Raw genomic sequence first — 9,832 nt, 5'->3', positions numbered from 1 at the left:
TCTCTGGAATTACTTTGATTGGTATAAAAAATCGCGATAAAACCGAGCACTTTAATATACCAGTAACCCATTCAGCTCAGGAAACTGAAAAACTTTTAGACCAAATTAACTATTTATCAATAGGTGATTCAATTTCTGCAGGTTTTAATTGAGATTATTCTATGGATCTGCGCGGAAACATTGGTAAAAATAGAAAAATTAATGGACTTTCATATCCAGCCTTTTTTGCTAGTTTTATTCAAAAAATAAAACCAAATGCACTTAAATCCTTTGATAATTTAGCACTTTCTTGAACAACAGTTAGTGATTGACTTTACTTGCTTAATCCCGAAAATGAAGTCTATAAAAATTCTGATAAGACACATTTTCATTTTAATTATTATTTAGACCAAAAATTAGACTCACCATATGGGCAGCAAATTCGCGAAGTTTTTGGTGACTTTAACTCAAATAACTACCCAAAATTACATCAAAAAATTAAAGACTCTAATTTGCTAACTCTTTCATTAGGCGCAAATGATTTAATCGAAGCTATTGATTTTCGCACAATCGCCAAGCCAATGCAAAAACTTGCAACAAAAGCTGAGGCAAATTTTGAATTTTCCCAAAATATTGAAATTGCAAGCCAAAAAATTTACAGAAATTTACAACTGCTAATTCAAAGTTTGCGAAAAATCAACCCTGATTTACAAATAGTTTTAGTCGGCTATAATTCTTTGTCTTCAAAAATTATTAAATTTTTTGAAAAAATGCTCACAAACGAAATTGGCGTTCCAGAAAATTATGCTGATTTAATAATACGGCATTTGAATTCAACAATCCAAAAAGCCGCAAAAAGTCAAAAAGTAAACTATGTTGATTTATACAATGAATCAATTTGACAAAATAAAACGTCTGAATTTACTACAAACGACTTAGATATTCACCCATCAACTAAGGGCTATAAAAAAATGGCTCAAGATTTGCTATTTAAATTAGCTTTTGAACAAGACCTAGAGTTCAGAAACGAAGCAAACACTAAATTACAATGGGACGAAAATTATGTCCAAAAAGACATTAACTCTTACCGCCGAATTCTAAATTTAGGTACAAATACAGAAATTTTTGACGCTTTAACAGTCGAGAATTCGCTTGAAAAATTTATTTCAGAAAATTCTGAAATTGAAGAGTTAACCATTCAAAATGTTAAAAAAGCTGAAAACTCGCCGATAGAAAATTTTATAAATGTGATACTAAATAATAATTTTGGCGCGTTTTTAAACCGTTTTATCCAATTAGCTGTTCAAAATAATCCAAGTGTTGAAAAAATTTTAACTGATTTTTGACAAGAAAACCAACAAGCTGGCGCTTCTTTTACCGAAATTTTGCAAAAAATTTTCTCAAGTGGCTTTTTTAGCAAAATAATTGACCGCTTTCAGTCTTATGTCCAAGATGTAACTAATAACAAAACTTGAGAAAAAGCAACAATTTCTGGCCTTGTTAGCTATATTTTTGCTGATTTTGACGAAAAACAAATAATTGATGTTTTAAATACTGTTGTAACTTCAGAATTTGCAGATAAAAATCCTGAAAAAATTAAAGATTTAATTTTTGCATCCATTTTTGGCCAAACAATAGTCCAAGATTTGCTAATTAATAACATTATCAAAATCGACCTTAAAAATAAAGAAGATTTAAAAATCGTTTTTACTTTTGATTCGATAAGAAAATTATTTTCTAAAATAATTACTGACTACCATCTTCGGTCAAAAGACTATAAAAATTCACAGAATTTTCACGAAATAATTCGTACTTATTTAGAAAATCCTGATAATGACAATGATAATGTTATTTTTATTCGCAATTTTATCTCTGAAACACTAAAACATCATGAATCTGTTCAGTTATTAGTAACAATTATTAACGATAATTTTGAGTTTAATTTGAATGAGGAAGATCAAACTTCGATTGTTAGTCTTTTAGTTTCACTTGCCGATGCTGTTGTTCGCACTAATGTTTGGGCTAAATTAAATGATCAAGCAGCAAAAAATTTCCTAGGTGCAATTAAACAAATCAAAACTACTGATATCACTGAAAATATTGCTTCAATTTTTTCAGAGCAAATTTATACAAATTACTCAACTTTTTTTAAAGATTCAAAAAATTTACTTGATTTATTTCACGAACTTCTAAGTTTTGACTTAAGTCAAAACCAAATTGATTCACTAAAAAAATTACTTAATAAATTCTACCCAATTTTAACAAAATTTGACCTAAGTAATTTTATTGATACTTCAACTCCAAATTTTGCTAGTTTTTCATTCTTTTTTGATTCACTTAAAAATTTTTTGTCTTCAAATTCATTTAAACCACTTGCTGACATTGTAAATCAAGCGATTAACGATTTTTTAGTAAATAAAAACAAGTACCAACAAATTGACAACTTAAATCGTTTTGGTTTTCAGTTTTTAGCTAACAATTTGCCAAAACTTGAGGAAAATATTTACGAATTTATCGCTATAAATGTAGAAAAAGAGCAATTTTTAACTAATCTTACTAGTTTAATTTCAAGTTCATTAAGCTCGCAAGGATTAAATGAACAATCAATTAAGACTTTTACATCAATAATTGAACTAATTTTTCAAGATTTTCGAGTTAAATATCAACTTTGAAAACAAGATAGCTCAGCTCCAACTGATAATTTAATTTTTGCCTTTGTAAAGGCTGCCTTAGAAAATTTTGAAGCTTTTTATAAAGAAAATTCTGACCGGCATAACTCAGAAAAATTACTTTTAGAAGAAGCACAGAAACAACAAAATGCACTAGAAATTCAGCAGCATTCGCAAAAAATTGCTTTAACTGATCAACAATTAACCTTTCAAAATTTTTCTTCATACTTTTTAAATAATTTCTTTACTGAAGATACAATTTATAAATTCTTAAAAAATCTTGCAAGTCTTGATTTTCAAAGTAAAATTTCAAATGAAGACTTAGTTTTATTTTTCAAAAACCTTTTTGGCCAGTCTTTTTTACAGAATCAACTTCTTGGTAAATTAGACCAAAATAGTTTTTTTGGTAAGCCTAGAATTCAAAATTCACTTTTAAATATTTTAACAACCTTTTTTGAATCTAAGCAAGTTGAACAATTACTTTCAGAACTTATTAATTATTTTTTTGACAAAAAAGAATTTGAAGCACATCCAAATTTTGATTCACTAGTTAAAAATTTTCTCAAACAAAATACTTCCCTAATTGAGCAAGTTTTTACCTTGTTTTTAGGAGATTCTTCAACTTGAGATTCAATTTCTGAATTTCTAAAAGTAATTTTGCATGAATATAAATTAAATTTGACTGAAGGCTCAATTCAGACAACTTTGGATTTAGTTCGTGATATTTTTTCAAAATTAAAAGACTCAACTTTAGATTTTGATCAAGAGCCAAAAACTTATTCGCCACTAATAATAAAAGCCTTAATTTCAATTATATTTGATGCAATTTCAGGTAATTCTACTCCTAAAAAACCGGTTCTTGAGACTTTATTTGACAGTTTTAGCGTTGATATTGCTAATAATTATTATTCAGCAGAGGCAACAAGTGCTCAAGGCCAAGCTAAAATTTCCCAAGATAGTATTGCAACTTTGATTTCCGAAGTTGTTAGAAGTAAGCCTATTTCTGAACAGATTCGCGCAGGTTTAGCAAATATTCCAAAAGAATATCTTGACAGTGTTATGCCAATTTTTAATTGATTTTTAGAATCGCCGGCACTAAAAAATCTATTTAATTCATATTTTAAAATAGTTGCAAAAACCCAAATTAAACAACTACTGAATAACCTTTCATTAATTAAATCACTATTTGAAAAGCAATATTTTAACAAAATTATTGGTGAATTTATTGTTGAATTAGACGAAAAAAGCAACACTTTGAGCGATAATTTTTCAACACTAGTTGGAAAAATGCTTGATACTCAATTTGAAAACGCTGAATTTCAGCCGTTTTTTAAACTAATAAAAGAAATAATAAAAAATAATCTTGAAAATTTTTACAAAGAAGAAATTGATCCAAAAGGACTTTTTCCAGACGAACCTTCCACTGTTAATGTAAGTCAGGATTTATCCCAAGTATTAGTCAATGCTCAACCTTTCAATGATACCAGCCAAGACCAAACCCAAGACCAAAACTCTTCATTACCTGAAACCCCTCAAGAAACAAAATCACCTAAAATCCCGGCAAATTATTCTAAAGAAAATGCCTTATTAACAAAATTTATATTAATTTTAAGCAAATTCACAAAAGGTGAGGTTTCTTTTTCAAATGTTCAAACACTTTTAGAATCCGAAATTGCAAACGAAGGGTTTATCATTGACCTTATCAAACAAATTGCAACAGTTTATAATCTAATTTCTGCAACTGAAAGGGATGAACTTTGAAATATCATCGTTAAAATTTTTAATTCATCATTTTTCAAAGACAAAATTAATTTGTTAAGCATTGGCGATGTGTCCACTTTTTCGCTATTTAGTGGTTTATCAGCAGACAAAAAGCAAAAAGTCGAGCCATTACTTAAAAAATTGCTCATAAAATTTTTACCTGATTCAATTAATAAAGTTTTAATTTTTCGTCTTTTAGATTATATTAACAAAAATTCTACTTTATTCAAAGAAGTAAAAACATTTTCTGGGCTTTTAGCTACATTTTTAAGCGATCAGCCCAAGAAAAACACCAATAATGGCCAGGCAAATTCTCAAAATGGAACAAATTCAGCATTTTTAAAATCATATCTATGATCTGTGGTTAATTTTTTAATACAAGATACTGAATTTGCTGATTTAGCAGCCGACATAATTGCTGTATATTTAAAATTAAATTTAGATAACAACCAAAATCTTACCAAGGTTAAAATAGAAAAACCAAGAGAAATAATAACTAAATTTCTCAATGATTTTGTAAATCTAGGACTAGAAAATCCGTTACTTTCAGGAATTTTAGATCAAATTGTACAATCAATCAAAACTTTAAATCCAAGCCAAGAAGCCACAAGCTTTTTTGGTGCTATTTTTAGCAAATTAGATTTAGCAAAATTAATTAATCTTGATTTAGTTGTTAAAATTGAACCAAAAATTGGCGGAGATGATTCAACTGCCCAAAGTCCAACCGAACAACAAAATCTAATTGATGAAAAAAATTTAACATTAAAAACTCCAACTAATCAAAAAATTTCAACTAAATCAATTGCTGACTTTTTTGATTTAATATTTTTAGCTTCTCCAAACTGAGATAAGGCAAAGGAAAAAGACGCTTCACCAATTTTAAAAGAATTAAATCATATAAAATACACTGGAATTTCATTAGAATCAATTTTTAAATCAAATCAAAAAGATCCTCAACTTGAAGCAATTTCAAAATTATTTCATAGAATTTGGTACTCTGAGAGCACCAAATCTAGTAATAAAATATCAATTAATAACTTTAAAAACTCATCAAAAGGAAGACTCCTTTATAGACTAGTTCTGATCCTTCTTTTTTACACATATGAATCTAGAATTTCTCAGTTTTGAGCTCGATCCTCAGCATTTTACGGTGGTATTTTGTCTTCCTATACTGCATCTGAAATAATTCGTGCATCGTTACAAAACGGTCAACAAGCAAATAGAAATAAAACGAATGATAGAGAATATAAAACTTTCATCGACAAAATAATAGGTGACCCAGCAAAACCTAAAGCTGGTTGATGGCAAGTTTGGACGAATTGATATTCAGCTTCAGATGTTAAATTAAACGATATGCTAACAATGATTTATTACAATAAAGATAACAATCGTTTTTATAAAGACACTGGTCAACTTAAATTAAAAGACCAAATTTTACAACAAATTCATGATGGAACTTATCCTGATAAATATGATAATCCAATTAAAAGGTAAATGAATATAAAATTTAAATTAATGGAAATATTTTTTAGCGTTAATTAATTTTATGTTCTTTTTATAACAGAGTTTTGCTTATATATTTAATCATAAAAAACTTCTAAAGGAGCTTAGAAGTTTTTTTGTGCTCAACAATAAATATTAGAAAATGATCAAATTTCGCTACTCTTTTTGACCGCGCAAGTTTAAATCACTAATTAAAGTTGTTTTTCCTTAGATGGCAAAAAATTTTCATTTTATATCAAAAATTTTTTAAAAAAAGAAAAATTTTAGGAAAATTTAGCCATTTTTTCGCTATAATTTATCTTTAATAAAAATAAATTAAATCAAAGGAATTGAATCGCGGCAATTAAAGATTGATTAAAACTAAAATAATTTACCCCAATTAAAAGTCTAAATTAGTGTACTAACTTACCCGAACAAATCGAAGAAATCCACGAACAAAGCAAACCTCAGGATCAAAACTAATTTTATTTTTCTAATTTAAAAAAACTTCAAAAAAGGAGAACAAATTATGAAATCTAATATTTCAGAAGCCACAATTGCAGGAAGCTTCAATTCTGAACTTAATAATATGGGTCTTGATTTTTGACTAGAAAATGAATGGTTAAATGAAGATATTAATTCTGCGCTTGAGGAATATTTATCCAAAAATGGAAAAAATGGTGGAAATCGCCCTGATTGCAAAATGCTTTTAGAGGACGAACTAGGTAATAGTTATCCTATTTTGATCGAATATAAAGTTGGTCTTAATAAAATGGTAAAACTAGATTCAAATGGATATCCTGATCTTACGCAATGAAATCACATTAAAAATTATGCAGTAAATGGAGCTATTCATTATGCTACAGGAATAAAGCAAGCGACTTATTATACCGATATTATTGTAATCGGCGCCGTTGGCGAGAAAAATGCCAATGGTAAACTTGAACGCGAAGTTCAGGTTTGGTGAGTCTCAAATGATAATTATGGCAAAGGACAATTAATAGGCGAATATAGCGATTTTAGTTTTTTAGACAAAAAACACTTTAATGAATTTATTAAAGATGCGAAAAAATTATTTTTAAGTGAGGAGGAAAGAGATAAATTAAGGCAAAGATCAGAAGCCGAAATGATAGCTGCGCTTAAAAAACTTAATAATGATATTTACAAAAATGAAAATAATATCGAACCTGATACAAAACTATATTTAATTGTAGCTAGTATAATTGCAAGTTTAGGAATCCCTTATAAAGTTGCCCCGCTTAATAAATCCGAACTTAAATCATCCAAAGAAGAAAACAGTCAAGATGGGGACAAAATACTGTATAAAATTATTAATTTCCTAAGACAAAAGCAAATACCAACCGAAAAACAGAAAACTTTAATTAATATTTTATCGCCAAGTTTGAAAGACGAAAGGCTAAATGCCCCAGAAAACGGCGAGTCAAGAATCAAAAGAATTTTTGGAAAAGTTATTGATGATATTGGATATTTTTTCAAAAACGGTTTAGAAATCGACTTTGCTGGAAAACTTTTTAATGAAATGTATTCTTGACTTGGTTACAGTGAGGATAAAGATAATGATGTTGTTTTAACACCACCATATGTCGCAAAATTGCTTGTAAAATTAGCGCGAATTGACCAAAATTCTTATGTTTGAGATTTTGCTACCGGATCAGGAGGACTTTTAGTTGCGGCCATGAATGAAATGATTGCCGATGCAGAAGCAAAATTAAAATCACCAAAGGAATTAGAAGTAAAAAAAATCAAAATTAAAACAGATCAATTATTGGGGATAGAAATTTTGCCAAAAATCCACATGCTTGCAATATTAAATATGATACTTATGGGTGATGGTTCCACCAATTTGTTACATAAAGATTCGTTAAGAGAATTTGATAATAAGGAAAAATTTCCAGCAAATGCTTTTGTTTTAAACCCTCCTTATTCTGCGCCTGGAAATGGTATGGTTTTTGTTGAAAAAGCCCTTTCAATGATGACAAATGGTTATGCTGCTATCATTATTCAATCTTCGGCAGGTTCTGGTAAAGCAAAAGATTTTAATAAAAAAATTCTTAAAAACAATACGCTACTGGCAAGTATTAAAATGCCACTTGATTTATTTTTAGGTAAATCAAGTGTGCAGACACATATTTATGTATTTCAAGTAGGACAAAGTCATAATAAAGAGTTACCAGTTAAGTTTATTGATTTTAGCAATGACGGATATAAAAGAACAAATAGAAAAAAAGCAGCGATTAATTTAGTTGATAGCGATAATGCGAATGAACGCTATCAAGAAGTCGTTGATTTAGTTCATATCGGGAAGCATAAGCTCAATTTTTTAGATGCAAACAGTTATTTTGAAGATGTGATTGATCCTTTAAACGGCGGTGACTGGAATAAGACAAGGAAAATTGATTTAAAACCAGAAATCAGTGATTTTAAAAATTCAATTGCTGATTTTCTAGCTTGAGAAGTTAGTCAAATTATAAAAGATACCGAAATTGGAGCTAAAAAACAAGACCAAATAAAAAAGTATATGCCCCACTAATTGAAAAATTACAAGAAGTTCAGTGGGGAGAATTTAGAATTAAAGATATTTTTGATGTTTCAAGCTCAAATAAAGTCATTCATGCTAATAAGGTTAAAATCTATGATACACAGATTCCAAACACTTATCCTTATGTTGTAAGACAAAGTAAAAATAACGGAATTAAAGGGTATATTCAGGAAAATTTAAAATTCTTAAATCCTGCAAACACGATTAGTTTTGCGCAAGATACTTTTCTTAGTTTTTTTCAAAAACAAAAATATTTCACCGGCAACAATGTTAAAGTTTTAAAATACAAAGGAAAAAATACAATTAAACAAAAATCATTAATGTTTATCTCGATTGCAATTCAAAAAGCCATTGCAAAATTAAGTTGGGGGATAAATTCCTCAAAAGAAAGTATTTTAGAAACTAAATTCCTTCTGCCAATTGATGATCAAAACGAAATTAATTTTGATTTTATAGAAAAATTTATCAAAGAACTTGAATCCGCTCACCTAGCAGATCTTGAAGCCACTCACTTAGCGGAACTTGAAGCCTATTTAATCGCATCAGGATTTACTCAGAATAATTTTGATTACAACGAGAGAGAGAGAGAGAGAGAGAGAGAGAGAGAGCCGCTTCTCAAGCGGAAATAGAGAATTTATACTCCAATACAATCTGGAAAGAATTTAGAATTAAAGACATTTTTGAACAAATAAAAACAAAAAATGTTATCACAAACGGCCCTGGTGATTTACCGGCAACAACTGCAATTTCGACAAATAATCAACTAGGAAGATATATTAATCCTAAAGGTGCAACTATTTTGCAAAATGTATTTTCAGCAACTGCAAATGGAAATGGTAAGGTATTTTTCCAACCAAAACCCTTTACAATATTACAAGATTCTTATGCTTTTAAATTTAAATATGAAGTAAATAATAAAAAGCAATTTTACCTGTTTTTTCTTGGAAGTTTAAATAAGGTTTTTCAGAAATATTCCTGAGATAATAAATCCACCTGAAAAAGAGTTAGCGAGGAATTAATCACTCTTCCAGTCAACAATCAAAACGAAATTGATTTTGACTTCATAGAGAAATTTACATTTCTCATTATGAAAATAATTCTTAATGAGATAATTGATCATTATAATAAAAAGGTTAAAAATATTTTAATTTGCATTGCAAATTTAAAGTAAATCACTTTGTTTAATACTTCTAATTGTTCATTAAATAATGATTGGCATAACAATAAAAGACTTCAAAGTTTTTTATCATATAAAAGCCCAAGTTTTTATATGAGGTAAATTATTTGTCCAAATTTTTTAAAATGAGCGCGCTAGAAAAAATTAACAAAAGTGGTGTAATCAAAATCATAGGTAAAAAACTAATTATCTGAGATTTTTCTA

General features: G+C 28.4%; 4 protein-coding genes. All 4 read left to right on the top strand.

The window, feature by feature from the left end; all coding sequences use genetic code 4:
* Positions 1 to 14: 14 nt before the first annotated feature.
* The 4 genes from MOSC01_RS04210 (at position 15) to MOSC01_RS0102360 (ending at position 9,622) form a co-directional block, all read left to right on the top strand.
* Positions 15 to 5,903, top strand: coding sequence for an SGNH/GDSL hydrolase family protein (locus tag MOSC01_RS04210; protein ID WP_044881137.1), 5,889 nt, complete (start codon positions 15 to 17; stop codon positions 5,901 to 5,903).
* 517 nt (positions 5,904 to 6,420) lie between these two features.
* Positions 6,421 to 8,442, top strand: coding sequence for a class I SAM-dependent DNA methyltransferase (locus MOSC01_RS0102370; protein WP_010321214.1), 2,022 nt, complete (start codon positions 6,421 to 6,423; stop codon positions 8,440 to 8,442).
* Entirely contained in the window at positions 8,442 to 9,080 is a 639-nt protein-coding gene (locus MOSC01_RS04555) for a restriction endonuclease subunit S (RefSeq protein WP_100167636.1), read from the top strand. The genes MOSC01_RS0102370 and MOSC01_RS04555 overlap by 1 nt, the downstream gene beginning before the upstream one ends.
* Positions 9,020 to 9,622, top strand: coding sequence for a restriction endonuclease subunit S (locus MOSC01_RS0102360; protein ID WP_318023783.1), 603 nt, complete (start codon positions 9,020 to 9,022; stop codon positions 9,620 to 9,622). The genes MOSC01_RS04555 and MOSC01_RS0102360 overlap by 61 nt, the downstream gene beginning before the upstream one ends.
* Positions 9,623 to 9,832 lie beyond the last annotated feature (210 nt).

This window comes from Mesomycoplasma ovipneumoniae SC01, from assembly GCF_000218525.1.
Classification (GTDB): Bacteria; Bacillota_I; Bacilli_A; order Mycoplasmatales; family Metamycoplasmataceae; genus Mesomycoplasma; species Mesomycoplasma ovipneumoniae_A.
This window is presented reverse-complemented; position numbering and strand designations above follow the sequence as displayed.